The 25,479-nt window shown below is 72.9% G+C and carries 20 protein-coding genes; 15 read left to right on the top strand and 5 right to left on the bottom strand.

The window, feature by feature from the left end; translation table 11 throughout:
* Window positions 1-31: 31 nt before the first annotated feature.
* The 5 genes from ACFYZQ_RS03310 (at window position 32) to ACFYZQ_RS03330 (ending at window position 5,834) form a co-directional block, all read left to right on the top strand.
* Entirely contained in the window at window positions 32-1,105 is a 1,074-nt protein-coding gene (locus tag ACFYZQ_RS03310; RefSeq protein ID WP_389141877.1) for a MerR family transcriptional regulator, read from the top strand.
* A gap of 49 nt (window positions 1,106-1,154) precedes the next feature.
* Window positions 1,155-2,603, top strand: coding sequence for an acyl-CoA synthetase (locus ACFYZQ_RS03315; RefSeq protein WP_389141065.1), 1,449 nt, complete (start codon window positions 1,155-1,157; stop codon window positions 2,601-2,603).
* Complete coding sequence (locus ACFYZQ_RS03320) at window positions 2,596-4,053, top strand: carboxyl transferase domain-containing protein (RefSeq protein WP_389141067.1); 1,458 nt, start codon at window positions 2,596-2,598, stop codon at window positions 4,051-4,053. Before ACFYZQ_RS03315 ends, ACFYZQ_RS03320 begins: the two co-directional genes overlap by 8 nt.
* A 76-nt stretch (window positions 4,054-4,129) precedes the next feature.
* The gene (locus tag ACFYZQ_RS03325) at window positions 4,130-4,498 is read left to right on the top strand and encodes a CU044_2847 family protein (RefSeq protein WP_389141069.1); all 369 of its coding nucleotides are present in this window, start codon (window positions 4,130-4,132) and stop codon (window positions 4,496-4,498) included.
* Between the two features lie 298 nt (window positions 4,499-4,796).
* The gene (locus ACFYZQ_RS03330; protein WP_389141071.1) at window positions 4,797-5,834 is read left to right on the top strand and encodes a rod shape-determining protein; all 1,038 of its coding nucleotides are present in this window, start codon (window positions 4,797-4,799) and stop codon (window positions 5,832-5,834) included.
* Window positions 5,835-5,844: 10 nt separating this feature from the next.
* On the opposite strand, the gene ACFYZQ_RS03335 is transcribed toward ACFYZQ_RS03330, so the two are convergent.
* Both ACFYZQ_RS03335 and ACFYZQ_RS03340 read right to left on the bottom strand, forming a co-directional pair.
* Complete coding sequence (locus ACFYZQ_RS03335; RefSeq protein ID WP_389141073.1) at window positions 5,845-6,777, bottom strand: anti-sigma factor RsbA family regulatory protein; 933 nt, start codon at window positions 6,775-6,777, stop codon at window positions 5,845-5,847.
* Window positions 6,774-7,136 carry an STAS domain-containing protein gene (locus tag ACFYZQ_RS03340; RefSeq protein ID WP_389141879.1) on the bottom strand — a complete coding sequence of 121 codons (363 nt, stop codon included), beginning with the start codon at window positions 7,134-7,136 and terminating at the stop codon, window positions 6,774-6,776. The genes ACFYZQ_RS03335 and ACFYZQ_RS03340 overlap by 4 nt, the downstream gene beginning before the upstream one ends.
* Before the next feature lie 286 nt (window positions 7,137-7,422).
* On the opposite strand from ACFYZQ_RS03340, the gene ACFYZQ_RS03345 reads away from it, so the two are divergent.
* On the top strand, window positions 7,423-8,118 hold the full coding sequence (locus tag ACFYZQ_RS03345) for an ANTAR domain-containing response regulator (RefSeq protein ID WP_389141075.1): 696 nt from the start codon (window positions 7,423-7,425) through the stop codon (window positions 8,116-8,118).
* A gap of 6 nt (window positions 8,119-8,124) precedes the next feature.
* Here the strand turns inward: ACFYZQ_RS03345 and ACFYZQ_RS03350 are convergent, their stop codons facing one another.
* Complete coding sequence (locus tag ACFYZQ_RS03350; RefSeq protein WP_389141077.1) at window positions 8,125-8,616, bottom strand: hypothetical protein; 492 nt, start codon at window positions 8,614-8,616, stop codon at window positions 8,125-8,127.
* Window positions 8,613-11,087 (bottom strand): molybdopterin oxidoreductase family protein, encoded by a 2,475-nt coding sequence (locus ACFYZQ_RS03355; protein ID WP_389141079.1) that lies wholly within the window; start codon window positions 11,085-11,087, stop codon window positions 8,613-8,615. Before ACFYZQ_RS03355 ends, ACFYZQ_RS03350 begins: the two co-directional genes overlap by 4 nt.
* Window positions 11,088-11,315: 228 nt before the next feature.
* Between ACFYZQ_RS03355 and ACFYZQ_RS03360 the strand changes: the two genes are divergently transcribed.
* The 9 genes from ACFYZQ_RS03360 (at window position 11,316) to ACFYZQ_RS03400 (ending at window position 24,688) form a co-directional block, all read left to right on the top strand.
* A complete protein-coding gene (locus ACFYZQ_RS03360) occupies window positions 11,316-11,744 on the top strand; it encodes a hypothetical protein (protein ID WP_389141081.1) in 429 nt (142 codons plus the stop codon).
* Between the two features lie 273 nt (window positions 11,745-12,017).
* On the top strand, window positions 12,018-12,296 hold the full coding sequence (locus ACFYZQ_RS03365; RefSeq protein WP_389141083.1) for an FmdB family zinc ribbon protein: 279 nt from the start codon (window positions 12,018-12,020) through the stop codon (window positions 12,294-12,296).
* 44 nt (window positions 12,297-12,340) lie between these two features.
* Window positions 12,341-12,991 (top strand): AmiS/UreI family transporter, encoded by a 651-nt coding sequence (locus ACFYZQ_RS03370; protein WP_389141085.1) that lies wholly within the window; start codon window positions 12,341-12,343, stop codon window positions 12,989-12,991.
* A 126-nt stretch (window positions 12,992-13,117) separates the two neighbouring features.
* A complete protein-coding gene (fmdA, locus tag ACFYZQ_RS03375; protein ID WP_389141087.1) occupies window positions 13,118-14,365 on the top strand; it encodes a formamidase in 1,248 nt (415 codons plus the stop codon).
* A gap of 93 nt (window positions 14,366-14,458) precedes the next feature.
* A complete protein-coding gene (locus ACFYZQ_RS03380; RefSeq protein WP_389141089.1) occupies window positions 14,459-19,072 on the top strand; it encodes a cation-translocating P-type ATPase in 4,614 nt (1,537 codons plus the stop codon).
* 108 nt (window positions 19,073-19,180) lie between these two features.
* Window positions 19,181-19,312, top strand: a complete 132-nt coding sequence (locus ACFYZQ_RS03385) for a hypothetical protein (protein ID WP_389141091.1) — start codon at window positions 19,181-19,183, stop codon at window positions 19,310-19,312.
* A 287-nt stretch (window positions 19,313-19,599) separates the two neighbouring features.
* Window positions 19,600-20,541, top strand: coding sequence for an ABC transporter ATP-binding protein (locus ACFYZQ_RS03390; protein WP_389141093.1), 942 nt, complete (start codon window positions 19,600-19,602; stop codon window positions 20,539-20,541).
* On the top strand, window positions 20,538-21,887 hold the full coding sequence (locus tag ACFYZQ_RS03395) for an ABC transporter permease (protein ID WP_389141095.1): 1,350 nt from the start codon (window positions 20,538-20,540) through the stop codon (window positions 21,885-21,887). The genes ACFYZQ_RS03390 and ACFYZQ_RS03395 overlap by 4 nt, the downstream gene beginning before the upstream one ends.
* A 44-nt stretch (window positions 21,888-21,931) precedes the next feature.
* Entirely contained in the window at window positions 21,932-24,688 is a 2,757-nt protein-coding gene (locus ACFYZQ_RS03400) for a bifunctional YncE family protein/alkaline phosphatase family protein (protein ID WP_389141097.1), read from the top strand.
* A gap of 53 nt (window positions 24,689-24,741) precedes the next feature.
* Here ACFYZQ_RS03400 and ACFYZQ_RS03405 read toward each other — a convergent pair whose 3' ends face one another.
* Window positions 24,742-25,419 (bottom strand): DUF5701 family protein, encoded by a 678-nt coding sequence (locus ACFYZQ_RS03405; RefSeq protein WP_389141099.1) that lies wholly within the window; start codon window positions 25,417-25,419, stop codon window positions 24,742-24,744.
* Window positions 25,420-25,479 lie beyond the last annotated feature (60 nt).

Raw genomic sequence — 25,479 nt, forward strand, 5'->3', positions numbered from 1 at the left:
GGTGGCGGAACCGGAGGAGTTCGAGGTGCACATGGAGATGCTGACGATCGGCGCCTTCGCCAGGGCGTCCCGGCTGTCGCCCAAGGCGCTGCGGCTGTACGACGAGCTGGAGCTGCTGCGGCCCGCACGGGTCGACCCGGACACCGGGTACCGCTACTACGCGGTCGGCCAGTTGGAGCGGGCGCGGCTCGTCGCCTGGCTGCGGCGGCTGGGGATGCCGCTGGCCGGGATCCGTGAGGTGTGCGCCCTGCCGCCACAGGAGGCCGCTGCCGAGATCCGGGCCTACTGGGCCCGGGTCGAGGCGGCGACGGCCGTACGGCGGGACCTCGCCGCGTTCCTCGTCGACCACCTGTCGGCACAGTCGGGGAAGCCGAGAGAGGACACAACCATGCTGGAACTGCGCTACAGCGCCCGCACGGACACCGGGCACGTCCGGCCCGCCAACCAGGACACCGTGTACGCGGGCCGCCGGCTGCTCGCCGTGGCCGACGGCTTCGGCCCGGCGGGCGGGCCCGCGAGCGGTGCCGCCGTGGCGGCGCTGAAGTCCCTGGAGAGCGAGGACCTGTCGGCGGGCGGGGTGCTGAACCTGCTGGAGGACGCCGTGCAGGGCGCGAGCCGGGTGATCCGGGACCTCGGCGAGGACGTCGGTACGACCCTCACCGCGCTGCTGTGGACGGGGTCCCGGCTGGCCCTGGTGCACATCGGCGACTCCCGCGCCTATCTGCTGCGGGACGGGGAGCTCTTCCGGATCACCCACGACCACAGTGTGGTCCAGTCGCTGATCGACGAGGGCCGGCTGACCCCCGCGGAGGCCGCCGGCCACCCGCAGCGCACCCTGCTCCTGAAGGCCCTGACGGGCGACCCGTCCACCGCCCCGGACCTGCGGCTGCACGACGTCCGGCCCGGGGACCGGTATCTGCTGTGCTCCGACGGCCTGTCCCGGGTCGTGCCGGACGACGACATCCGGCGTCTGCTGGCCGCCGACCCGGACCCGGACCGCGCCGTCCACGCCCTGGTCGACGTGGCGAACGCCGGCGGCGGTCCGGACAACGTGAGCTGCGTGGTGGCCGACCTGGTCGAGGCGGGGACGAGGAGCCTGGTGTAGGAAGGGGGCGTTGGTGCCGTATGCCCCCCGACAGTAAGGAGTGCCCCGCGTGTCCTCCCTCTTTCCGGCCGTGACGGCAGGTTCGGGCGAACGAGTCGCCCTGCGGTTCGGCGACCGGTCGTTGACGTACGGGGAACTGGGCGCCGCGGCGGGAGCCGTGGCCGAGCGGGTCCGGGGCGCGGGTCGCCGGGTCGCGGTCTGGGCGACGCCGGAGCTGGAGACGGCGGTCGGGGTGGTGGGCGTGCTGCTCGCCGGGGCGGCCGCGGTGCCGCTGAACCCGAAGTCGGGCGAGAAGGAGCTCGCGCACATCCTCTCCGACAGCGCGCCCGCACTCGTCCTGGCCGCGCCGGGCGCGGAACTGCCGTCCGTCGCGGGCGGCTTGGAGCGGGTGAACATCGACGTGCACGGCGCCGGGACCGTCCCCGAGGACCGCGCCGCGGAGGGCGACCCGGCGCTGATCGTGTACACCTCCGGCACCACCGGCCCGCCCAAGGGCGCGGTCCTGCCCCGCCGGGCTCTCGCCACGACCCTGGACGCGCTGGCCGACGCCTGGCGGTGGACCGGGGACGACGTGCTGGTGCACGGGCTGCCGCTGTTCCACGTGCACGGGCTCGTGCTGGGCATCCTCGGCCCGCTCCGGCGCGGTGGCTCGGTGCGGCACCTGGGCCGGTTCACCACCGAGGGCGTGACCCGGGAACTGAACGAGGGCGCGACCATGCTGTTCGGGGTGCCGACCATGTACCACCGGATCGCCGAGGCCCTCCCGGCCGACCCGGAGCTGGCCAAGGCGCTGGGCCGGGCCCGGCTGCTGGTGTCGGGCTCGGCCGCGCTGCCGGTGCACGACCACGAGCGGATCCACAGCGCGACCGGGCGGCGCGTGATCGAGCGGTACGGCATGACCGAGACCCTCATGAACACCAGCGTGCGGGCCGACGGGGAGCCGCGCGCCGGGACGGTCGGCGTGCCGCTGCCGGGCGTGGAGCTGCGGCTGGTGGAGGAGGACGGCACGGAGGTGACGGCGTACGACGGGGAGACCGTCGGCGAGATCCAGGTGCGCGGCCCGAACCTGTTCACCGAGTACCTGAACCGGCCCGACGCCACCGCCGCCGCGTTCACCGCCGACGGCTGGTTCCGCACGGGCGACATGGCGGTGCGGGAGTCCGACGGGTATGTGCGGATCGTCGGCCGCAAGGCCACCGACCTGATCAAGAGCGGCGGTTACAAGATCGGGGCCGGAGAGATCGAGAACGCCCTCCTGGAGCATCCGGGGGTGCGCGAGGCGGCGGTCACCGGGGAGCCGGACGCGGATCTCGGCGAGCGGATCGTGGCGTGGATCGTACCGGCCGACCCCGGGCGGCCGCCGTCCACGGAGGAGTTGGCCGACCATGTGGCCCGTCGTCTGGCTCCGCACAAGCGGCCCCGGGTGGTCCGCCACCTGGACGCCCTCCCCCGCAACGACATGGGGAAGATCATGAAGCGGGCGCTGGGCGATGCCTGAGCGGCTTTCGGCACGGGCGACGCTCGACCTGGTCACCGACCCCGGCACGTTCACCGAACTCCCCTGTCCCGTACGGGACTCCAGGCCGGACGGCCCGCTGTCCTGGGAGGGGTACGACGCCTCCCGCGCCCGTGCCGCCGAACGCACCGGCGAGCGGGAGTCCGTGGTGTGCGGCACCGCGTGCGTCGAGGGCACCCGGGCCGTGCTGATCGCGTTCGAGTTCGGTTTCCTCGGCGGCTCGCTGGGCGAACGTACCGGTGACCGGCTGGAGGCGGCGTACACCCATGCCCGTGAGCGGCGGCTGCCGGTCGTGCCGCTGGTCGCCACGGGCGGCAGCCGGATGCAGGAGGGCATGCTCGCCCTCACCCAGCTCCAGCGGGTGGCCCGCCAGTCCGTGCTCACCCGGGAGGCGGGTCTGCCGCAGATCGCGGTGCTGCGGGACCCGACCACGGGCGGCGGCTGGGCCACCCTGGGTGCCGGCGCCGACGTGGTCCTGGCCCTGCCCGGCGCCCAGGTCGGCTTCGCCGGCTCCCGCGTCCGCCCGCCCGGGGCCGACCCGGCCGCGTACACGGCCGAGGCCCAGGTGGCGGCGGGCGCGGCGGACGCGGTGGTGCCTCCGGCGGAGCTGCGGGGGGTGCTGGGACTGTGGCTGCGGCTGCTGACCGGTGGGACGGCGGCCCAGGGGGCAGCGCCCGAACCGCCCGCGCCGCCAGCGCTCACCGGCGCACGTGGCGCTCCCGGCGCACGCGCGGCCGCTTCCCCCGCTACCGCGCTCCCCTCCCCGGCCCGCGTCGAGCCTGCCCCCGTCCCCGCCGCGCTCGGCGTCACGGACCTCCCCCGCACCGGCTGGACCGCCGTCCAGCGCGCCCGCTCCCCCGAACGCCCCCGCGCCGAGGCCTACCTGGACGCCTACTTCACCCGCCGGGCCGCCCTCTCCGGCGACCGCTGCGGCGGCGCCGACCCCCTCGGCATGCTGTGCGGCTTCGGCGAGCGGGACGGACGTACGGTCGGCTACGCCGCCCAGACCGGAGCGGCCACCCGGCCCGCCGGATACCGCACGGCCGCCCGGCTCATACGGCTGGCGGACCGGCTGGGCATCCCGGTGCTGACGCTGGTGGACACGCCGGGCGCGGCGAACGACGCCGAGGCAGAGCGGCAGGGCGCGGGCGCGGCGATCGCGGACCTGTTCGGCGCGGTGGCCGCCGCTCGCACGCCGGTCACCACGCTGGTCGTGGGCGAGGGCGGGTCGGGCGGCGCGCTCGCGCTGGCCGCGCCCGGCAACACCTGGGCCACGCCCGACAGTTATTTCTCCGTCATCGCCCCCGAGCTCGCGGCGGCGATCCTCAAACGCCCGCCTCAGGAGATCGAGTCGACGGCCGAGCAACTGCGCGTCCGGCCGCAGGACCTGGTCGAGCTGGGGGTGGTCCGGGGCATCGTGGACCGCCGTTGAGGCCTTGCGCGGCACGGATCCCGGCCGACAATGGAGTCCGTCGGGGAGCGTGCGTCACGGGGGAGGCGGGCAACGCATGAGCAGGCTGGTGGAGTTCACGACCGAGGACGGCGCGATCGTCGTCGTGGAGACCGCGGACAGCCCGGGCGGCTCCCGTCTCGTGTCGCGCGGCGAGGCGCCCGCGGAGCGGGTGACCGGCACCTTCGAGACCGCCCTCGACGGCGTCCGCTCGGCGGCCCAGTCCGCGCTGCGGGTCTTCCGCGACGGCACGCTGCGGCCCGACTCCGTGGAGCTGGAGTTCGGGGTGAAGCTGAGCGCGGAGGCCGGCGCGGTGATCGCCAAGGGCGCGGCGGAGGGGCAACTGGTGGTCCGGCTGAGCTGGGCGTCGGCAGGGTCGGCGGCCACACCGCCGACGGCCGGAGAAGAGCCCGCCGCTCGGCCATGACCGACGCCGCCCGGCAGGCCCACTGACCCACGGAACGCCTCCGGCCGCCGCGGGTCCGGCTGCTCCGGGGCGACTGACTGACCGCCGACCGGCGACTCCGCGTCCGCCGTGGCGGTCATGTGCAGGCACCCCTGTCACCTGCGACACGCCGGGACGGACGGACAAGCACCCGTTCGGCCGCACCCCGCCCGGCCCCCCACAAGGGGCGCCCGGTCCGGCGGCGCGCGCACCATGCACTAGAGGGCTGTCGTCCGCCGGCGCCCCGGCCCCCATGGTCCGCGCACTCGGAGGATCTGCCATGACCGTCAGCCTGGAGCAGTTGCGCCGCTGTCACTTCGCCGTCGACCTGGGGGCGGCCCGGACCCGGGTGTACGTCAGGGGCACGGGGATCGTCGTGGACGAGCCGTCCGTGGCCGCGGTGAACATGCGCACCGGCGGGCTGATCGCGGTGGGTGAGTTCGCCGCGCGGATGACGGGGCGGACCCCGGGTTACATCCGCGTCGTACGGCCCGTCTCCGGCGGCACGGTCGTCGACATCGAGATGGCCCAGCGCATGCTGCGCCACCTGCTGGGCGACAGGACGCGCCGCAGTCTTCGCCGCAGGCCCCGGCTGCGTGCGGCGGCCTGCACCCCGCACGACGCCGATCCGCTGGCCCAGCGGGCCACGGTAGAGACGCTGGTCGGGCTCGGTGCCCGGCGTGTCCAGCTGGTCGACACGCTCATCGCCGCGGCGGTGGGGTGCGGGCTGCCCGTGGAGCGGCCCGAGGCCACCATGATCATGGTGTGCGGGGCCGCCGCGACCCAGGTCGCCGTCCTCTCCCTGGGGTCGATCGTCACCGCCGAGCGGATCCCGGTGGGCGGCGAGGCCGTGGACCGGGCGATCGTGCACCTGCTGCGGCACGAGCACGAGCTGGTGCTGCCCAGCCAGTCCGTACGGCCGCTGCAGCTCGCCCTGTCCGGCACCGGGCTCTCCTCGCAGGCCCCACAGACCACCGAGATCCACGGGCGGGACGTGGTCACCGGCCTCGCCCGCAGTGTGCGGGTGAGCACCGCCGCCGTACGGGACGCCATCCGCACGCCGCTGACCGCCGTGCTGGACGGCATCGGCAAGGTGCTGCGGGACTGCCCGCCCGATCTGGTCGCCGACCTGGCCGACCGCGGGATCACGCTGGTCGGCGGCTCCGCGCTGCTCCCCGGCCTCGACCAGATGCTGATCCGGGCGACGGGCATGCCGGTGCACATCGCCGAACGGCCCGACGTGTGCGCCATCGAGGGCCTCGGCGCCATGCTGGAGGGCAGGATCGACCCGCTGGTGCTGGATCCGCTGGCCGCCTGAGCGGCGCCGTTCACCGGGCCAGGTAGCAGCGGACCGTGGTCCCATCCTCCCCCGTGTGCAGCCGTACCAGGTCGGAGACGAGGTTGACCAGCAGCAGACCGCGGCCGCCGCGCTGGTCGCGGCTCGCGGGCCGGCGGCCGGCCATCGGGTCGGTCAGCCGGCCCTTGTCACGGACCTCGCAGACCACGTACCCGTCCTCGGTCCACACCCGCAGGCGGCCCCAGCCGCCGCCGTGCACCACGCTGTTGGTGGTCAGCTCGGCCGTGATCAGCGCCAGGTCCTCCAGGCGTACCCCGGTGAGGCCGAGCCGGGCACCCTCCGCGGTCGCGATGTGCCGGGCTTCGGACAGGGTCTCCGCGCGGAAGTCGAAAGACAGTCCGTCGGGCACGGCCGGCAGCGGCTCGTTGTAGCGGGCGGCGACGGCTTCGGGTGCGTACGCGACGCTGGACTGTCCGTGCGTGGCTCCGGCCGGGATGACGGTCGGGTGGGTGGCGTACGCGTCCGTGAGCACCTGCTCGTCGAGGCGCACGGTGTCGTACGGGCACAGGATGGTGACCTCGCGGCCCTGGAACGCCGCGTTGATCAGTGCCTCGTGCTGGACGCAGGCGGGGTACTCGGTCGCGCTGCGGCCGGCCCAGATCGGCTCGCCGATGATCCGCACCCGCCGGCCGGGCGGCTGGGCGTCGGCGAAGGCGCGCAGCACGCCGGGGATGATGCGGCCGGGGTTGCGCCCGGCCTCACGCATGTCCAGGAAGCGCACGGACGCGCCGTCGGCGCCCAACTCGTCCTGGATGAGCCGCAGGTTCTCGCCGGGGACGGCCACCGCGACCGGTTCGCCGGCGGCGAGCGCGTCACGGACGAACGGCACGGTGCCGGCGAGGTACTCCCGCTCGTCCGCGTAGAACAGCGCGGGGTGCACGAAGGGTTCGGCCACGGCGGTCATGACTTCGACACCTCGATCGTCCGGAGGCCGGGCCAGAACAGTTCCAGGAGGCGTGGCACGGCGGGCGGCGGCCGGTCGACGACGAGCAGCCGGCCGGCGCGAAGCCGCTGTGCGGCGCCGACGAGTGCGTCGACGCCCGCGACGTCGACGAACGTCACGGCGGAGAGCTCCAAGTGGTACACATCCTCGTCCTCGCGCACGGCCTGCTCCAGCGCGCCTACCCAGATCCCGCGCGTGGCCAGGCTGACCTCGCCCACCGCTTGTATGCCGCTGCGCCCCGGCAACGGACGCAGGAGCAGTTGCGGCGCCTTCGCCGCCGACGCGGTGCCCGGCGGGGCGTGCCGCGCGGGCTCGGGGATGCTCACGCCGTCTCCTCGGTGCCAAGTGCCACGGGTGCCCAGTATGCGCCGTCGACAGCCGTCCGGTCCCGCGTGTCACCGGGAATTCCCGGTTCCGTCCGTTTTCACCGCCTGGTGCGGGGTGTACGTCGGGGCACGGGGGGCAGGCGAACGGCGAGCCATGCCGGGACCCCGCGGAGTTCGCCCACGGTATCCGTGCCCGGAGCCCGGCGGCTCGGCGCGGTGCACTCGCGGCGCACGCGCGCGCACCCGCGCGGACACTGTCGGGGACCAACAAGGCGGAGACATGACCTCAGTGCCACACGTACCTCTTTCCGGTCGGTTGAACACCCTGGTCATCGATTCCCTCGTGGAGGCGGACCGAGCGCTGCTCAGCCCCCGCGGCGAGCTCGTCCACGGCTGCGCGGACGCCCTCGCGAAGACGCTGGCGGCCCTGCCGGAGAGCGTCGGGCGGGTCGAGCTGGACATGTCGGGGGTCGTCTTCATGGACACGGCCGGGCTGGAGCTCCTGGACCTGCTGAGCGGGTACGGCCGGTACCGGGGCATCGCGGTCTCGGCCACCGCCTGGAACGACCAGCCGCGCCGGATCCTGGAACTGGCGGGCCTGGACGCCACCGACCCGCTGCACGGCCGGTCTCCGCAGCCGCCCGCCCCCGTGCCCACCGCGTCCGCGGTGGCGCTGGAGCGGGCGGAGAAACTGCGCGTGCTGCAGGAGGAGATAGGCCAGTTGCGCCGGGCGATCGCCTCCCGCCCGTTGATCGACCAGGCCCGGGGCGTCCTCATGGCCACCCACGCCTGCACCTCCGACCAGGCGTGGGACATCCTGCGGGAGACCTCCCAGCGCTCCAACACCAAGCTGCACACCGTCGCGGCGGCGGTCACCGCCAGCGCCACGGCCGGCGGCCCACCGCTCCCGGAGGACCTGCGCGACGCCCTGCGCACGGCGGTCAGCCGTCGGCCTGCAGGCGCCGCGCACTCGTGACCGCGCTCACAGGCTGGTGAGCAGCTGTGGGGAGAGGTCTTTGATCATAGTGTTGGCCCAGCGCATCTGCCGGAGCGTCTGTGGATGGCAGTCCGAGGCCAGTTCGAGGAGCCGGGTGTCCCTGCCGGCCTGTGCGGCCTGGGCGAGCATCTCCCAGTAGAGGGAGTTGCCGGAGGCGGCCAGGTAGAGGTCGTGCAGGTCGTGCAGGAGCAGCAGTCCGGTCTCGGGGCGGCGGGTGAGGGTGTCGGCGGCCACCTCGCGCAGGGCGGCCATGATGCCGGGCGACGGCTGGGCGTGCGGGCTCGCCAGGTCCAGGCCGTAGTGGTGGCCGGTCTCGGCGAGCCGGCCCCGGTGCTGGTGGGACCAGCCGGCCAGGTCGGTGGCGACGTGGTGGAACTCGTGCTCGGTGTGGTGCCGTTCGGCGGCGGCCAGCAGGTCCTTCTCCAGCTTGCGCTCGCCGTGGTGCAGCGCGCGCAGGGTGAGGGTGATGCCGTTCACGAGCGGTCCTCCGGCCGGTCCCCGGCGTGGGTGGCGTGCGCCTGGGGTCCGCCCTCGGTCGGCGGGACCGCGTCCGGGTGGACCGGTGCGGAGGCGGTGGTGGTGGGGGCGGGCGCGGGTACGCCGTCGCCGTGCGCGAACAGGCGGACGCGGGCGGCGGCCGTCTTGAAGAGCGGCTGCTTGGAGACCGGGTCCCAGTCGGTGATCGTCGTCTCGTTGGCGGCCCGGCCGGCCACCCGGGTCTGCGGCTGGTACCCGGCTGGGGTGTCCCAGTAGCCGTAGTGGAAGGGCAGGAACACCAGCCCGTCGCGGATGGCGGTGACACGCAGCCGGGCGCGGACCGCGCCGCGGGGTGTGGCCACCTCCACCAGGTCGCCTTCTGCGAGCCCCCGGGCGGCGGCCTCCGCGGCGGACAGTTCGGCCCACATCTCGGGCGCGGCGGCGTCGAGCTGGGGGACGCGGCCGGTCTTGGTGCGGGTGTGGAAGTGGTAGAGGGTGCGTCCGGTGGTGAGCTGGAGCGGGAAGTCGGGCGTGGTGTCCTCGTGCGGTGGCAGGTACTCGGCGGCCTTGATCAGCGCCTTGCCGTCGGGGTTGAGGGAGCGGTACTCCACCGGTTCGAGGGCGGCTCCGGTGACGAGGTCCTTGCCGTAGCTCTCGCACCCGTCCGGGTGCGCCCAGCCGATGCCGTCGGTGTACAGGCGCTCGGTGCCGTCGGGGGCGTCGGCGGTGCAGGGCCACTGGATGCCGGAGCCGCCGCGGAGCCGGTCGTAGCTCAGGCCGGTGTAGTCGCAGGGCCGCCCGGCGCTGCACCGCTGCCAGGCCCGGAACGCCGACTCCGGGTCGTGCCAGGTGATCAGCGGCCCGCCGTCCTTGTCGCGGAAGTCCATCCGCGTGGCGTAGTCGAGCAGGATGTCCAGGTCGGGGCGGGCCTCCCCGGGCGGCTCGACCGCCTTCTCCGACAGGTGGACGGTGCGGTCGGCGTTGGTGAAGGTGCCGGTCTTCTCCGCCCAGGTGGCCGCGGGCAGCACCACGTCGGCGAGCTGCGCCGTCTCGTTGAGGAACAGGTCCTGTACGACGGTGAACAGCCGCTCCTGGGAGAGCACGGCCCGGATGCGGGACAGCTCGGGCAGGGAGACGGCGGGGTTGCTGCCGGTGATCCACAGCATGCGGACCGAGCCCTGCTCGGCGTAGCGGAGGATCTGCATGGCGTGGGTGGGCGGGGCGTAGTGCGGGATGGTGTCGGGTGTGACGTTCCACAGCCGGGCGAGTTCGGCGACGTGTTCGTCGTTCTGCCAGTTCCTGAAGCCGGGCAGGTCTCCGTCGGCGCCGCACTCGCGGGTGTTCTCGGCGGAGGGCTGCCCGTTCATCTGGAGCAGGCCGGCGCCGGGGCGGCCGAGCATGCCGCGGATCAGGTGGAGGTTGTTGACCTGGACGGCCGCGGCGGTGGCCTGGTGGGACTGGTAGACGCCCTGCAGCACGGTGGACAGCAGTCGCTCGGCGTCGCCGATCACCGCGGCGGCCTCCTCGATCGCCGCCGCCGGTACGTCGCAGATCCGCGCGGCCCAATGCGGCGTGCACGTCTTCACCCGGGCGGCGAGTTCCTCGTAGCCGACGGTGTGGGCCTGTACGAAGTCGTGGTCGACCCGGTCGCCGCGGATGATCACGTGCAGCAGGGCGTTGAGCAGGGCCACGTTCGTCCCGAGCCGGGGCGCGAGGTGCACGGTGGCGCGGCGGGCCACGGGTGTGGGCCGCGGGTCCACGCAGACCAGCCGGGGCGGCTCGGGCCCGTCCAGCCGGTCCAGCATCCGCATCCACAGCACGGGCTGTGTCTCGGCCACGTTGTGCCCGAACAGGGCGATGACGTCGGCGTGGTCGACGTCCGTGTACGACCCGGGCTGCCCGTCGCAGGCGAAGGTCTCCTTCAGCGCCTCGGCGGCGGTCGCCGTGCACAGCCGGGTGTTGCCGTCGAGGTGGTGGGTGCCGATGCCCGCCCGGGCGATGACGGCGAGGGTGTAGTACTCCTCCAGGAAGAGCTGTCCGGTGGTGTAGAGGCCGACGGCCCCCGGCCCGCGTTCCTCGAGCAGCTCCTTGCTGCGGCTCACGATGCGCCCCATGGCGTGTTCCCAGTCGCTCTCGACCAGCCGCCCGCCCTCCCGGACCAGCGGCCGGGTGAGCCGGTCCCCGGAGCCGACGGCCTGCCACCCGAAGAGATCCTTGGGTCCGAGCCGTCCCCGGTTGACCCGGTCCACCGCCCGTCCCCGCACCCCGACGATCCGCCCCTCGCGCACCGCGACGTCCATGGCGTCCCCGTTGGAGTGCAGCAGCGAGGCGGTCTGCGCCCACCGCTCCACGTCGTCCTCGCCGATCCCGGCCGCCAGGTGCGTGTCGGTGCGCACGGGCCATCCGTCTCCCGGCCCGTACGGCGTGCGCACCCCCCAGGGCTCAGCGATCCGGTCCACCGAACCGTCCATCGGGCACCTCCCGCACCGGCCGTCCGCCGACCGAGTACCCCGGCGGCGTTCGACTCACCGAGCCGGCCGCGGGCACGCGTGGACGGCCCTCACCGTGACGTCGAGGAGCCCTGGCTCCGGCAGCACAAAACGTGCCGATGTGACCCTATTCACTGGTTGATAACTGGACCGGTGTGTATGACACGTTTAGTTTCCTTTGGTAAGCAATGCGAACCGGAAGGCGGACAGGTGAGTAACGACGCCGTGTGGACGAGGGGTGTGACGGGCATCCAGCTGCACCACGTCACCGACCTCCAGGACGCCCGACGGTTCCTGGGCAACGCCGTCATGGCACTGAGGGCAGCACACGTGAGGACCGGCGACACCCGGTTCTCCGGGCTCGCCGAGCAGCTCAAGGACGTGATCGCCGAAGCGCGCGACCTGGAGGGCGAGGCCCGGGCCAGCATGCAGCGACTGCACTCCGAGGATCCGGAGCGGTTCACACGCTGCCGGGACGGCGAGGAGCCGTGGCCGGACGAACTGCAGGCGGGCTTCGTTCCCCGCCACACCTGCCGGGACGAGTGCCTCTACCACGACCACGGGGTGCTGGGTGGGATCACGCAGTGCATCTGCGGCCGGCCCCCGTGCCGCGCGTGCGCGATAGCCGGCGCGCCCTGACGCTGCCAGCGGGCGGTAATCCGCGCCCGACCTCGCCCGAGAATTCACGGACACATCCGTGAGGCACCGTCGGACAGTCGCCCTGTATGGAATTCATACCTCCGGCGCCCGGCGGGCGGGCAGCCCGGCGAAGCCGATCGCCCCAGCTTGACACCTCGCCGTCCTGGGCGTTGCCTGGAATCAGACGCCACTTCTGCGGCGTTCATCGGCTCGACCGGTACGCACGCCTGGCTGAATAGTCGCGGGCGCGGCCGGTGGGAGGCGGGAGGCTTTATGGCGACGTATGAATATTCCTGCAGTCGCTGCGGATTGTTCGACGTAAGGCTTCCGATGGGGACGGCCCCGAGCAGATACGGGTGCCCGCGGTGCTCGGGTGCGGCGCGGCGGGTCTTCTCCTCTCGCGGGCTCGCCCTGACGGCGCCCGCCGTCGCCGGTCTGCGCGAGCAGGAAGCCAAGTCACGGGAGAACCCCGCGGTGGTGACTCGCGTGCCTGCCAAGGAAGCCGCACCGAGGCCGGTCCACCCGGCCGTCGCCCGGCTCCCCCGCCCCTGACGGCGGCTCGCTCGCGAGAGCGGAAATTAGGGAGGTGAGTTCCCTTGGCCAACGTCGGACTGCTCTTCGTGGGCGCAGTGCTGTTCCTGAACGGGCTGATGCTTCTGGGAAAGGTCGACAGCCGAGCAGCGGCTGTGTTCAACCTTTTCGTCGGCGGTCTCCAGGTTCTGACGCCCACATATCTCATCATCGCCGCCGGCGGTGACACGAAGCGAATTCTCCTGGCATCGGGCATCTTCCTCTTCGGTTTCACGTATCTGTATGTAGGAATCGGACTGCTTATGAACCTGGATACGACCGGAGTCGGGTACTACTCACTCTTCGTGTCCATTGTGGCTCTGGGCTACTCGTTCGTCAGCTTCCGGCTGTTCGGCGACCAGCCCTTCGGGGTCATATGGCTCTACTGGGCCTTCCTCTGGTTCTTCTTCTTCCTGTTGCTGGGACTGAAACTGGAGTCGCTCACCCCCTATGTCGGATGGGTGACCGCGATAGAGGGCTGGGTGACCGGTGTCATCCCGGCGTTCCTCCTGTTGTCCGGTTACTGGGTGGCCGAGAACTACTACGAGATCTCCATCGCGCTGGGCGCGTTCGGCGTGCTGGTGTTCGGCGCGCTGTGGTTCGTGCTTCACCGCAGGGGACCGGGCAGGCCCGCGGAGTACGGCGCGGCGGGACACCCGGCCGGCAGCACCGGCTAGGGCGCCGGGCGAGTCGGGTTGCTGGAGGTGGTCGACGAGCGGCAGAAGGCGCCATGAAGCGCACCGGGCAGCCCCGGGCGCATGCCACACCGGATCCACCCGTACGAAATCTCATGAGGAGCTGTCATGCCTGAGGTCGTCTTCAGCGTCGACCAGTCCCGGTCGATGCGTGACCAGGATGTTCCCGGACACAACAGGTGGCACCCGGATGTGCCGGTCGCCGCCATGGTCCGTCCCGGTGACGAGTTCCGCGTCGAGTGCCGCGAATGGACCGACGCGCAGATCGGCAACAACGACTCCGCCAATGACGTACGCGATGTCGAGCTGAACGCCACCCACATGCTCAGCGGCCCGATAGGCGTGGAAGGCGCGGAGCCGGGCGACCTGCTCGTCGTGGACATCCTCGACCTGGGGCCGGTGCCGCAGCAGGTCGGGGACGCGCCCGGTCAGGGCTGGGGATACACGGGCGTCTTCGCCAAGGCCAACGGCGGAGGCTTCCTGACGGACTACTTCCCGGACGCCTACAAGGCGATCTGGGACTTCCACGGGCAGACGGCGACGTCCAGGCACCTGCCCGGCGTCCGCTTCACCGGCATCACCCACCCCGGGCTCTTCGGCACGGCTCCCTCCACAGAGCTGCTGCAGAGCTGGAACCGGCGCGAGCAGGCCCTGATCGACACGGACCCCGAACGGGTCCCGCCGCTGGGGCTCGCTCCCGAACCCGACGCGGGCCTCGCCGGCAAGGCGACCGGATCGGAGGCCGAGAGCATTCTCCGGGACGGAGCTCGCACCGTTCCCGCGCGGGAGAACGGCGGCAACCACGACATCAAGAACTTCACCCGTGGGTCGCGGGTCTTCTACCCCGTCCACGTCAGTGGCGCCAAGCTGTCGGGCGGTGACCTGCACTTCAGCCAGGGAGACGGTGAGATCACCTTCTGCGGCGCCATCGAGATGGGCGGCTACATCGACTTCCACGTCGATCTGATCAAGGGCGGCATGGAGAAGTACGGTGTCACCACGAACCCCGTCTTCATGCCGGGCAACGTCGAGCCGCGCTACTCGGAGTTCCTCTCCTTCATCGGGATCTCCGTGGACCACGACACCGACACCAACTACTACCTGGACGCGACGGTCGCCTACCGCCGCGCCTGCCTCAACGCCGTCGAGTACCTGAAGAGGTTCGGCTACACCGGAGAGCAGGCCTACCTGATCCTCGGCGCGGCCCCCATCGAGGGACGCATCAGCGGGATCGTGGACATCCCCAACGCGTGCTGCTCCCTCTACCTCCCGACCGGGATCTTCGACTTCGACATCCGTCCCACGGCAGAGGGACCGAAGTCCGCCGACCGCGGTCAGTGCGCGGTGACCAGCTGACGGCAGCGCCCGACGGTGCCCCGCGGACTGCTGAGCAGGACGGGGGTGCCGGGGTGTGCGCATACTGAATTGCCGCCGATGGGTGGATGCCGCGTGATCTGGCCAGTGCTCTCCTCCGTGTCCTCCGGGTCCGCGCTGCCCACGTCCGTTCTTCCCTCGGCGGTGTCCACCGTCTCCTCCGCGGTGTCGTACGCCTCTTCCGCGGTGTCGTCCGCGTCCTCCGCGGTTCGCTCCGCCGCGGGACGGCTGACCGAGGTGCCGGCGGAGCTGCCCGTGGTCGGGCCCCTGCTGCGGCGCCACGCCCCCCGGCTCTGGCAGACCCCGGGGGGCGTGCAGATCGAGGTCCGGCGCCTGGGGCAGCCCCAGACGGCGCGTGCGACACGTGGGCTGGAGGCCGCGCTGCGCCAGGTGCGCGGGGTGAGCCGTGCCGAGGTGAACGGCGCCCTGGGCTGTGTGTACGTCGGTTGCGGCCCGCAGACCGACCTGGAGCGCGTCGCCGGCCTTGTCGCCGCCGCGGACGCCGCGCAGGAGGCGGATGCCGGGAGCGCCGACCGCTCCGGAGAGGCCGGCCGGTCGCGGCCCTCGGTCGGTTTCCCGGGGTCGGCGGGGGCGCTGATCGAGGCGGCTGCCCGGCTCGGCGCGGGCCTGGTCGGGGTGGGGGTGGCGTCGGTGGGCGACGCGCTGCGGCTCCGGGGCCTGCCGCCGGTGGTGCTCTCTGCGATCCAGTTCGTGGAGTCCGCGCCGCCGCTGCGTGAGGGCATCGCCCGCAGATTCGGTGAGACGGCCACGGAGCGGGGCTTCACCGCGGCGAACCTGGTGGTGACGACGCTGACGTTCCGGCCGCTGGGCGCCGCGGTGGCCACCGTCCTGGCCTGGGCCCGCTACGCGGAGGTGCAGGCCCACCGCAGGGCCTGGGGGGACTGGTCGCGTCGCCTGGCCGTGCACGAGGGGACCTACCGTCACGACGCGCTGCCGGGCTACGAGCGGCCCGCCCCGCTGCCGCCGGGGCCGGGCGACCGGTACGCGAACGTGGCGGCTCCGGTGTCCCTCGCTGCGTACGGGCTGGCCGGGGTCGGCACGCTCAGTCACGACCGGGGGCTGGCGCTGCTGATCGCGGGCACGCCGCGCGGCCCCCGGTTCGGCCGGGAGTCGTTCTCGTCCTCGGTGGCGCGGGCGCTCTCCGACCGCGGGGCGCTGGTGCTGCGGCCCGGGGCGGTGCGCCGCCTGGACCGGATCGACACCGTGGTCCTCGATGCCCGGGTGCTGGCCGGCGGCGGCTGGACGGTCGAGGCCGTGGCACCACTGGCCCCGCCGGGCGCCCCGGAGGCGAGCGCGGGCGGGCCGGACGATGACGAACTGCACGCGCGGATCCACGAGTTGACGGAGCCGGGCGGGCCGGGCCGGTGGCGGCCCCGGAACGGCGGCGCGCTGCCGGCGCGACGGCAGGGTGACTGGGAGCTGCGGCCGTGCACCGGCGCGGACACCGTCCCGGGCGGGACCCACGAGACGACCGCCCTGACCCGGCGGTGGGCCGAGGAGGGTGCGCAGGTCGTGCTCGTCCTGCGGGAGGGCAGACCAGTGGCCGTCGGCGCCCTGGCCCCGCAACTGCATCCGCTCGCCCACCACTTGGTGGACGCGGCCCGGGAGTGCGGCCGGGTGCGGCTGGTGGGCGGCCCGCCGGGGCTGCACCGCCGGTTCGGGCTTCCCGAGGCCGCGCCCACCGGACACCGGCGCACGGCCGCCCTGGTCCGCTCCCTGCAGGCGGACGGCCACGGGGTCGCGGTGGTGTCGGCGCGGACCCGGCGCGCACTGGCCCGCGCCGATCTGGGCGTCGGAGTGGTCACCGTCCCGCCACGGCACGTGCCCTGGGACGCCGATGTCGCCGCCCCGCCCGATGTCGTCCACCTGCTGCTGACGGCCCTGCCGGAGGCCCGGCGGGTCAGCCGGCTGTGCACCCGGCTGGAGGTCGGCGGCGCCGCGGCGGGCTCGGCCCTGGGGCTGCTCGTACCCCGTCCGCGGGCCTGGGCGCGGGCCCGTCTGGTGACCGACGCAGTGACCATCGCCGGGATCGCTACAGGGTTCTGGGCGGGATGGCGGCTGCACGGGCGTCCGGTGCCCGCCGCCGTCGAGCGCACCCCCTGGCACGCCATGACGGTACGTCAGGTGATGACCCGGCTCGGTACGTCGTCCCGGGGGCTGGACGAGACGGAGGCCACCCGGCGCCGGCAGCTCGCGGGCCATGACCGGCACGAGGGCGCCGTCACCCTGGTCGGCCGGGTCGCGGAGGAGCTGGCCAACCCGCTCACCCCCATCCTCGCGGTCGGCGGCGGCATCTCGGCGGCGCTCGGGTCGGTCCTGGACGCCGTGCTCATCGGCGGCGTACTCGGTGTCGACGCGCTGGTCGGCGGCGTGCAGCAGCAGAAGGCCGACCAGGAGGCGGAACGGCTGGTCGAGGCCACCTCGGCGCAGGTGCGGGTACGCCGGCCCGACCGGACGGAGGCGACCCCGGCGGCCGCCGAACACCTGGTGCGCGGTGACGTCGTCGAACTGCGGGCCGGGGACGCGGTCCCCGCGGACTGCCGGGTGGTGCGGGCGCGGGGACTGGAGGTGGACGAGTCCAGTCTGACCGGTGAGTCGCTGCCGGTGGTGAAGAGCGCCGCGCCGACCGCGGCCCGGGCGGTCGCGGACCGGACCTCGATGCTCTACCAGGGGACGACGGTGGCGGCCGGCGAGGCACTGGCCGTGGTCGTCGCCACGGGAACGGCCACCGAGGCGGGCAGCGCGGCCGAGGCGGCACCCGAGGGCCCGCCGGAGAGCGGTGTGGAGCGGCGGCTGAACGCGCTGGGCCACTGGTTCCTGCCGCTGTCCGTCGCGGCTGGTGTCGTCCTGTTCGCCATCGACCTGCTGCGCCGGCGGCCGCTGGGGGCCGCCCTGGGGTCGGCGGTCAGCCTGTGCGTCGCGGCCGTGCCCGAGGGGCTGCCGTTCATCGCCACGGTCGCGGAGCTGGCCGCGGCCCGCCGGCTGTCGACCCGCGACACCCTGGTCCGCAGCGCCTCCACCATCGAGGCCCTCGGGCGCACCGACGTCCTGTGCTTCGACAAGACGGGCACGCTCACCGAGGGCCGGATCAGCCTGCAGCAGGTGGCCGACGGCGTGGAGCGCCGGCCGCCCGACCGGCTCACCCCGGCGCTGCGGGGGGTCCTGGCCACGGCGAGCCTGGCCGGTCCGCCGGGACCGGCCGCGTCGCTCGCCCATCCCACCGACCGGGCCATCGCCGCCGGGGCCGAACTGCTCGGTGTCGCCGCGGCCCGGGCCGCCGGGCTCGGCTCGGACACCTGGGAGCGGCTGGCGGAGCTGCCGTTCGAGCCGGGACGCGGCTACCACGCCGTGCTGGGCCGGGCCGACTCCGACGTACGGATCGTCGTCAAGGGTGCCCCGGAGGTCGTGCTGGCCCGCTGCGACCGGATCCGCCGGGGCGGGACCACCGAGCCGTTCGACGAGCGGCGGCAGGCGGAGATCGAGGCGGAGATCGACCACCTCGCCCGGCGCGGTCTGAGGGTCCTCGCGGTCGCCGAGGGGGTCACGCCCGCCGGGGCGCCCGGCGCTCCGGCGGAACTCTGCGCCGAGAGCGTCGACGGGCTGTGTCTGCTGGGCCTGCTGGGGCTCGCGGACCCGGTGCGGGCCACCGCCGCCGAGAGCGTGGACCGGCTCTCGCGGGCCGGGGTGCGCATCGTCATGCTCACCGGGGACCACCCCAGTACCGCCGCCGCGATCGCCCGGGAGCTGCGGCCGGAGGAGGAGCCCCGGCTGATGACCGGGGCGGAGCTGGACGCCCTGGACGACGCCGCCCTGGCCCGGACGCTGCCCGACATCACGGTGTTCGCCCGGGTGACCCCCGCGCACAAGGTGCGGATCGTCACGGCCCTGCGTACGGCCGGGCGTGTCGTGGCGGTCACCGGCGACGGCGCCAACGACGCGCCCGCCATCCGTATCGCGGACGTCGGTATCGCGCTCGGCTCGCGGGCCACTCCGGCGGCCCGCGCCGCCGCCGACGTGGTGGTCACCGACGACCGTATCGAGACGATCGTCGACGCCTTCGTCGAGGGCCGGGCCATGTGGGCCTCGGTGCGCAAGGCGCTGGGCATCCTGCTCGGCGGCAACCTGGGCGAGATCGCCTTCGTCCTGGCGACCACGCTGCTCACCGGCCGCAGCGCGCTGAACGCACGCCAGCTGCTGCTGGTCAACCTGCTCACCGACATGCTGCCCGCCATGGCCATCGCCGCCCGGCCGCCCGCCGACCACGCCGACCGGCTGCTCGCGGAGGGACCCGAGGCCTCGCTGGGCAAGGCCCTGACCCGCCACCTCCAGCTGCGTGCCGGGGTCACCGCGGCCGCCGCCACCGTCGCCTGGGTGCTGGCCCGGGCCACCGGCACCCGGGCGCACGCGGACACCGTCGCCCTGGTCGCCCTGGTGTCCTCCCAGCTGCTCCAGACGCTGCAGGACGCGGGCCGGGATCCGGTGGTCGCAGCGGCCGCGGTGGGGTCCCTGGTGCTGCTGGGCGTGGTGGTGACCGTTCCGGGGCTCAGCCACTTCTTCGGCAACCGTCCCCTGGGCCCTGCGGGCTGGACGGTCGCGCTGACCGTCGCGGCGGGGTCGGTGCTGGTGCCCGTGGTGGTGCGACGCGTCGCCGGTCTGTCGGCGCATTGAGAAAAGTTCACCTGCAGTCCATCTGCGGGTGGCCTCCCGTATGACACCAAACCGGACAAAGGAGCGGTCCGCAGCACCAAGCACACCGCTCACGAAAGGCGGCTCACCGTGCCGCACATCTTCACCACGATCCTGACCCAGGTCGCCGTCGCCCTGATCGAGGCCGCCCTGGTACGACTGTCCGTGCAGCTCTGGAGGACGCTCACCGCGAACGGCCGTCCGGTGGCGGCCCACGCCTGACCCCACACATCCAGCCCCAGCCCAAGGCCGCTCCCCGCTCCCCAGCCCCAGGCCGCTCCCCGGACGCCGGCGGGACCCGAACGCACTCCACGGCGTTCCGTCCCGACCGGCGTTCCGCGCGTTCGGCGCCACCGTTGTAGTACCCGGATCCGGCTTCGTGCCGACCGGTCCGTACGCACGGACTTGCCGATGCCTTGACGATCCGTTCCATGTACGTTCAACCAGTCGCCCCTGCCCGGGTTGTGTGCCGAGCCTAAGTTCCTTCACCGTTGCGAAAGAAGGGACTCATGGACGAACTCCTCGCAATCCGGGCTCGCGGGATCACCAAGTGTTTCGGCGACGTCGTCGCACTCGACGGCATCGATCTGGATGTGACGCAGGGGCAGATCCACGGTCTGGTCGGCCCGAACGGCGCGGGCAAGACCACGCTGCTCGGTCTCCTGCTGGGTCTGGCCGTCGCCGACAGCGGCCGCCTCGAGATCCTCGGTACGCCGGTCGGGCGGGCGCTCGCCGCTCCCGACGGCGTCGCCGGCTTCGTGGACGGCCCCGGACTCTATCCCTCGCTCACCGCCCGGCAGAACCTCGCCGCGCTGGCCGCGCTTCGCGGAAGTGACGTACATACTGCGGGAATTGACGGTGTGCTGGCCGAGGTCGGACTCACCGACGTCGCGGACGACCGGACCCGCGGATTCTCCCTCGGTATGCGCCAGCGGCTCGGGCTCGCCGCCGCCCTGCTCACCAAGCCGCGGCTGCTCGTCCTCGACGAACCCGCCAACGGCCTGGACCCGGCCAGCAAGAAACACGTACACGGTGTCCTCACCCGGCTCGCGGCGGACGGGACCGCCGTGGTGCTCTCCAGCCACCGCATGGACGACCTCGAGGCGCTGTGCTCCGAAGTCACCATCCTCGCCGCCGGACGGGTCGTCTTCTCCGGCCCGATCGGAAAGCTGGCCGCCGAGAACCGTGAACTCGACTACCGGGTGGTGACGTCCGACCCGCGGGCCGCCCGCCGCTTGGCCGCCGACACGGCCGGGATCCGCGTCGTCGACGACACCGGCGCACGGCAGGACGCCGAACGGCTCGTCGTGCGCGCGCTGGTTCCCGCCCTCGACGCACTGGTGGCGGGGCTCGTGCACGCGGGCATCGCGGTGCGCGAGCTCACTCCCGTCGTCTCCCCCCTGGAGGCCGCGTTCCTCGCCCTCACCGAGCAGCAGGAGGACGGCAGATGACCGCGACCGTGGTCAACGACCGCGCCACCGGCGCCAGTCGCGTCACGGTGTGGCGCGGCTACCGCTTCGAACTGGTCAAACTCGTCTCGCAATGGCGGATCCGCCTGCTGGTCCTCGCCTGCTGGATCGCGCCGGCGCTCTTCGTCACCGGGGTGAGTCAGCAGAGCACCCTCCCTTCCGACACTCTCTTCGGTCGCTGGATGCTCGCCACGGGGTGGGCCGCGCCGCTGGTGATGCTCGGTTTCGCGGGCACCTGGGCGCTGCCGTTGCTGACCTCGGTGGTCGCCGGTGACGTGTTCGCCTCCGAGGACCGGCTCGGGACCTGGCGCCATCTGCTCGTCGCCGTCCGCTCGCCCCGGCGGATCTTCCTGGCCAAGTCACTGGCAAGCCTCTCCGTCATCCTGCTGCTGGTGACCGGACTGGCCTGTTCCAGCACGGTCGGCGGGCTGCTGGCGGTCGGCAACCGGCCGCTGGTCGGCCTCGACGGCCATCTGCTGGCGCCGTCCGACGCCGCCGGCAAGGTCCTTCTCGCGTGGGTCTGCGTGCTCGCCCCGACGCTGGCCCTCGCCGCGATCGGCCTGCTCGGGTCGGTGGCGCTGGGGCGGTCCCCGATGGGCCTGCTGCTGCCCGCGCTCGTCGCACTGGCGACGCAGCTCGCCCAGATGCTGCCGCTGCCCGTCGCCGTACGCCTCGCCCTGCCCAGTTACGCCTTCATCGCCTGGAACGGCCTGTTCACCAGCCCCGCGCAGCTCGGCCCGCTCCTCGTCGGCATCGTTGTCAGCCTGGCGTGGGCCGTGCTCGCGACCGCGCTGGCCTTCCTGCTCTTCCTGCGGCGCGACTTCACCGGCCTGACCTACGACGGCTCCGGGCGCCGCGCGATCACCACCGGGCTCCTGCCGCTGGCCGGGCTGGTCGCCCTCTCGGTCGCGGCCGTCGCCGTGGTGACCCCGTCCGTGGGTTCCGGAATCCAGCAGGAGAAGGTGCAGCGTTCGGTCGCCACGGTGTTCGCCCACCTCTACCGCCTGCAGACCGAGCAGCTCCACCGCCCCGACGTCACCGAGGCGCGGCTGCGAGCCAGTGCGGCGTGCAACAAGGGCGCCGGCCAGGTCGCCGCCGAGGGGCCGGGCAACGACTGGCGCTGCGTCGTCTCCTGGCACATCCCGGGCGTCCAGGTCACGGGCCAGGCCGTCTACCAGCTCGACGTCACGGCCGACGGGCGGTACATGGCCGACGGCGACGGTCCGAAGGAAGTGAACGGCTACTTCATGGTGCGGACTTCCGCCGGGGACGCGCCGAACCCCCTCTGGCAGTTCGACGGCAACGTCGAACTCACCTCGACCCCCTGAACTCCACCCCCCGACCTCCTCCCCTCCCCCGAAGGGACAGTTCCATGCAGGTAACACGGCAGCGTCGGAGCAGTGAGAAGGAGCAGATCAGCCTTCTCGGCAGACGCGTCGGACGCCGGACCTTGCTGGTGACGGCGGGCATCACGGTCGCCCTCGGTGTCACGGGCACCGCCGTCGCCTCGACGTACCAGTTCGGCACCCAGCAGGTCGGCCAGGTCACCAAGGACGGTCAGGTCGTCGCCGCCGACCAGTACATCAACCCGTACGGCGACCGCACCGTCATCAACGACGGCAAGATCATGTCGTCCACGGTCAGCCCGGACGGCACCCACCTCGCGGCCTCGGTCGCCGACGGAGACGCCGCGCTGGTCATCCTGGACCTGGCGACCGGACAGGTGAAGCAGAAGGTCGGCACCAACAAGGCGGACGACCTGCGCATCGGCAGCGCCTCCGTCGGCCAGGAGGGCCCGACGTACTCGCCCGACGGCAAGCAGCTGTGGCTGGGCCAGAGCGGCGGCTACACCAAGTTCACCGTGAATGCGGACGGCACCCTGTCCAACCCGACGGCCGTCTCCATCCCGGCCGACGGCTCCAAGCAGGCGCTGGTGGGCGGGGCGGTGTTCTCGGCCGACGGGTCCACCGTGTACTCCGCGGTCAACGGCCAGAACCGGGTGGTCGCCATCGACGCGGCCAGCGGAACCATCAAGCAGAGCTGGGCCGTCGGCAACGCCCCGCGCGGCCTCGCCCTGGTCGGCGGCAAGCTCTACGTCAGCAACGAGGGCGGACGTCCGGCCAAGGCCGGCGACACCACGATGAACTCCTACGGCACCCAGGTGCCGGCCGACGGGGACACCGGCGCCGCCACCACCGGCACGGTCAGCGTCATCAGCCTGACGGACCCCTCGGCGGCCGTCGGGAGCATCGACGTCGGTCTGCACCCGACCGCGGTGTACGCCAAGAAGGGCGCGGTGTTCGTCACCAACACCGCCGACAACAGCGTGTCGGTCGTCGACACCGCCAAGGACAAGGTCGTACAGACCATCGCCACCCAGCCGTGGCCGGAGGCGAAGGTCGGTTACGAGCCAAACGCGGTGACGCTCACCGACGACGGCCGTCTGCTGGTGACGCTCGGCCGCGCCAACGCGGTCGCCGTCTACCGCTACACCTCCCCGCAGCAGCCGGCCGGTTTCGTCGGGCTCCTCCCGACCGACTACTTCCCCTCGGAGATCACAGCCGTCGGCAAGAAGGTGGTCGTCTCCAACACCCGTGGTATCGACGCCCGTCGGCCCACCACCAACGCCGGGCACGGCACCCACGACACGACCTCCAGCCTGACGCAGTTCACGCTGCCGGACGACAGCGTCATCAGGTCCCAGACGGTCAAGGTCTTCAAGCAGAACGGCTGGACCCCCGGCTCGGTCAAGACGGCCCAGGGCAGCAGCTACGCGAAGCCGGTGCCGGTTCCGGCGCGGATCGGGGACCCCTCGACGATCAAGCACGTCTTCCTGCTGGTCAAGGAGAACCGGACCTACGACCAGGTCTTCGGCGACATCCCGAAGGGCAACGGCGACCCGACGGTCACGCAGTTCGGCGAGAACGTGACGCCGAACCAGCACGCTCTGGCCGAGCAGTTCGGGCTGTACGACAACTTCTACGACGTCGGCACGAACTCCGCCGAGGGCCACAACTGGCTGATGCAGTCGGACAACCCGGAGTACACCGAGTCATCGGCCGGCGAGTACACGCGTAGTTACGACACCGAGGACGACGTTCTCGGCCACCAGAAGACCGGCTTCATCTGGACCGGTGCCCAGGCGGCCGGCAAGTCCGTGAAGGACTACGGCGAGTTCCAGTCGATCGAGAGCAAGCCGGCCGACGCCACCTGGCAGAACCTGTACTGCGACGCCAAGAACATGGAGGCGACCGGGCAGCAGACCCAGTACCCCATTCAGACGGGCTCGGCGATCCCGTCGCTGAACAAGGTGTCGGTGCCCGGCTTCCCGCTGTTCGACCTGAACGTCCCGGACGTCTACAAGGAACAGATCTGGAAGCAGGACTTCGAGAAGAACGGCCCGGCGAACCTGAACATGTTCTGGTTCTCCAACGACCACACCGGTGGCCCGGCGAGCCCGGCCGCCGAGGTCGCGGACAACGACCTCGCGGTCGGCAAGATGGTCGACACGATCACGCACAGCAAGTACTGGAAGGACTCGGCGATCTTCGTCGTCGAGGACGACTCCCAGGCCGGCCTCGACCACGTCGACGGTCACCGTGCCCCGGTCCAGGTCATCAGCCCCTACGCCCAGCACGGCACCGTCGACAGCCACTACTACTCGCAGATCACGATGATCCGCACCATCGAGCAGATCCTCGGGATCCACCCGATGAACCAGATGGACAGCGCGGCCACCCCGATGTTCGGGGCGTTCACCTCGAAGCCGAACTACACGCCGTTCACGGCGCAGCCCAACCGGACCTCGCTGACCCTCGGCCTGAGCACCCAGCCCTCCTGCGGCTCGGACACCCCGGCACCGTCGGTCGCGGGCGCGGCGCCCGCGCAGACGTCTGTGACGGTGCCGGCGTCCGAGCGGAAGGTCGCGGCGCAGTGGAAGACGTGGGAGTCGCACCAGCGGCTGACCGGCACCAAGGCGGTGCCGGACTTCGCCAACCCGGAGCAGATGAACCGCCTCACCTGGTACGAGACGCACAACTGGACCAAGCCGTACCCCGGCGACAGCAAGATCTACACGCCGAACGACGTGCCCGGCGCCTACATCCCGTCGCCGGAGAACGACGGCTGACGTAACCGAACCCCGAAGGGCCCCTGACCGGCACAGCAGCCGGCCGGGGGCCCTTACCCGTCCAGGCCCCGGCGCTCCTGCGCGGAGGCGAAGCCCAGCCAGGTGTGCCGGTTCCCCGCCCAGCACCAGCCGACCTTCGGGGCGTCGCGGCGCTCACGGCCGTCCCGGCCGGTGCCGTTGCTGATCCAGATCGCCGGGGTGCGGGAGTCGAGGGTGCCGCCCGTCTTGCGCAGCCGGGAGCCGATCGTCATGAAGCAGTGGTTGCGTTCCAGGACGGCGGGCTGCTGCAGCACCCAGTGGATGCCCTCGGTGAGCAGCAACGGGGTACGGGCCTCGGCGGCGAGGGCGGGCAGCGCCTCGTTCGGGCTCCAGTCGGCCATCCGGTCGCCGCGGTCGAGGCCGGTGACGAGGTAGAGCGGGGTGTCAGGCAGCGCGATCGTGTCGAGCGGGGTGAAGAGGTCGACATCGGTCATGTCGGTGACGACGAAGCCCGGCTTGCCGGCGTGGCTGAGCAGCGGCGCGAGGGCGGAGGCAGGGGCACGGTCCGGGTGGACGGCGAGCAGGGCGCCGTCGCCGCCCGTACGGGCCTCGGCGGCCTCGGCGAAGGAACGGATCGCGGCGGCGGTCAGCCCGGCGATCTCATGGACTCCCGACTCGATCAGCCGCTCGGCCTGCGCGCCGAGGGCGGGTGGAACGGGGACGACGGTGGAGGTGGCCGTGGTTTCGGGCACGATGCTCCCAGGGACGGCGACATGGGCGGACCCCGGGGCAACGAGGCAGCCCATGGAAGC

This window comes from Streptomyces sp. NPDC001843 (genome assembly GCF_042891955.1).
Lineage (GTDB): Bacteria > Actinomycetota > Actinomycetes > Streptomycetales > Streptomycetaceae > Streptomyces.

Coding starts and splice junctions, on each gene's coding strand:
- ACFYZQ_RS03310 (WP_389141877.1), top strand. CDS start 32: ATGGAGATGCTGACGATCGGCGCCTTCGCCAGGGCGTCCCGGCTGTCG.
- ACFYZQ_RS03320 (WP_389141067.1), top strand. CDS start 2,596: ATGCCTGAGCGGCTTTCGGCACGGGCGACGCTCGACCTGGTCACCGAC.
- ACFYZQ_RS03325 (WP_389141069.1), top strand. CDS start 4,130: ATGAGCAGGCTGGTGGAGTTCACGACCGAGGACGGCGCGATCGTCGTC.
- ACFYZQ_RS03330 (WP_389141071.1), top strand. CDS start 4,797: ATGACCGTCAGCCTGGAGCAGTTGCGCCGCTGTCACTTCGCCGTCGAC.
- ACFYZQ_RS03335 (WP_389141073.1), bottom strand. CDS start 6,777: ATGACCGCCGTGGCCGAACCCTTCGTGCACCCCGCGCTGTTCTACGCG.
- ACFYZQ_RS03345 (WP_389141075.1), top strand. CDS start 7,423: ATGACCTCAGTGCCACACGTACCTCTTTCCGGTCGGTTGAACACCCTG.
- ACFYZQ_RS03355 (WP_389141079.1), bottom strand. CDS start 11,087: ATGGACGGTTCGGTGGACCGGATCGCTGAGCCCTGGGGGGTGCGCACG.
- ACFYZQ_RS03365 (WP_389141083.1), top strand. CDS start 12,018: ATGGCGACGTATGAATATTCCTGCAGTCGCTGCGGATTGTTCGACGTA.
- fmdA (WP_389141087.1), top strand. CDS start 13,118: ATGCCTGAGGTCGTCTTCAGCGTCGACCAGTCCCGGTCGATGCGTGAC.
- ACFYZQ_RS03390 (WP_389141093.1), top strand. CDS start 19,600: ATGGACGAACTCCTCGCAATCCGGGCTCGCGGGATCACCAAGTGTTTC.
- ACFYZQ_RS03395 (WP_389141095.1), top strand. CDS start 20,538: ATGACCGCGACCGTGGTCAACGACCGCGCCACCGGCGCCAGTCGCGTC.
- ACFYZQ_RS03400 (WP_389141097.1), top strand. CDS start 21,932: ATGCAGGTAACACGGCAGCGTCGGAGCAGTGAGAAGGAGCAGATCAGC.